1 protein-coding gene is annotated in these 1,809 nt (G+C 30.0%); it reads left to right on the forward strand.

The window, feature by feature from the left end; genetic code table 11:
- The coding region (locus ASC50_RS00235; protein WP_158648202.1) for a hypothetical protein at positions 1-1,809 on the forward strand (1,809 nt) is incomplete at both ends.

The following is a 1,809-nucleotide window of genomic DNA, read 5'->3' on the forward strand; positions in this document are numbered from 1 at the left end:
GGTTGAAAGATATAAAAAAGTATTTAGAGAATAAAATATGCGACAAATTAAAACCGACCGACAATATTGTCATTGTAGCACCTTGCCACGAAAGCAATTCGCAATTTATCAATCTTATCAATGAGATTGTTTTTTCTTCTTCTGCAACAATCATTCATTATCAAAATGGGGTTGATTTTGTAGAAAATTTTAGTTCGTTGAATAAAAATTATTTGACAGGCGAAAATACAAAAATTTTCTATGTTGATGATTCGCTAATTACAGGAACACACTTTCTTGAATTGTTTGACTTAATAAGAGATGTTACAGAAAAAGATTCGCCTCTTACTGCCTCGATTCTTATTAACGACCAAGCCATTCCCTTTATTCACGACCGTGCAGTTCGGTGGTCTAATAATTATTTTGCATTTGCCACCTACAACCAACCACCAACTCTCAACATTACTTCAAAACGTCCACTTGAACACGAACGTATGCGTTACGAATTGCTGCAAGAAAGTGCTTTACACGACACTTTGCGTGAACATTTTTACAAAAAAGCAAATAAATTGAATCCGGAAAAATGCTTGCCTGAAAAAACTGAATCGACCGAAGAGAAAATTAGACATTTAAAAATGTTTGAAGCAACGCACAAAATTTATGATTATTTTACAGACCCAAATAACAAAACAGTTCCAAATTTAACAAAGAAAGGAGAAAGAGATAAGTTTGTTGATTTTAAATTGAAATATAAGAAAGATGGTATTAACATTGACGATAACGATACTAACAAAAAAGCATTATTGAAAGTATTGTCGCAATATCCGTTTATTCTATATAAAGATTTAAGAACAAATACCTTTGAATGGCATAAATACCTTATAACGGAAATATTAGAATCAAATCCTGATAAAGATGTTTGCTTTGACATGGAAAAGGATTACGACAAGGATTTTTCAACCTTCAAATTTCGACTTCGCTACGCTGCATTTTTAGGCAATTATCAGGTATTAGAAATAGATTTTATAGGAAAAATTTTAGGGTGGTTTCGTAAAATTGACCTATACTTTATCAAAAAAAAGAATGTAGAAGAACAAAAACAAAATGATATAACTGACTTGTTCTCAAAGACAGCACAAGAGAAATTAAGAAAAAAGGAAGAAAATCTGCGCGATTTTCCAATATTTGTTTTAGGCAATTATATAGAAATGATACAAAAAAACAGTTGGGTAGCTTATCATATTTTGAAAAATGTAAAAAAAGTTGATTTCAACAGCTCAAATCAGGGCAGGCAATTTCTTTGTATGCTGCAATTAGACGCCGCTACTGTTATTGACGATTTTATGGAAATGATAAATAAAGATTATCGTTTTAAATGGCGAGATATGTACAAAGACCTTGACAATGAGAATAGTCAAGAAAAATTGTATCTCGGTACGAATAAAATTGATGATTTTTTTAAGATAAGACCCGATTTACTCACAACAAATAAATCCTTAATTATAAAAGAAACTTTTTTAGACAATTCTGATGTTTTGGAAAAAAAGGAATTTGTTAATTATTTGTGGATTAAACAATTACTATACGCAGATTGTATTGATAAAGACCCGCATATTCCAAAAGAAATTCGTTATCAAGAAAAAATTGATGCTATTATTGAAAAAATGAAGGGTTTTTTCCCAGAAAAAAACGTACAAGCATTTTTTATTGTTACCGATGGACAAGAAATACCTCATGTACAATATCAACAGAGTGATATTTTAAATGAATTCAAAAAATACTATATTAATCATAAATATGAGGTTAAAGAAATCGAAGAAGAAATCAAAA

The organism is Candidatus Symbiothrix dinenymphae (assembly GCF_001431085.1).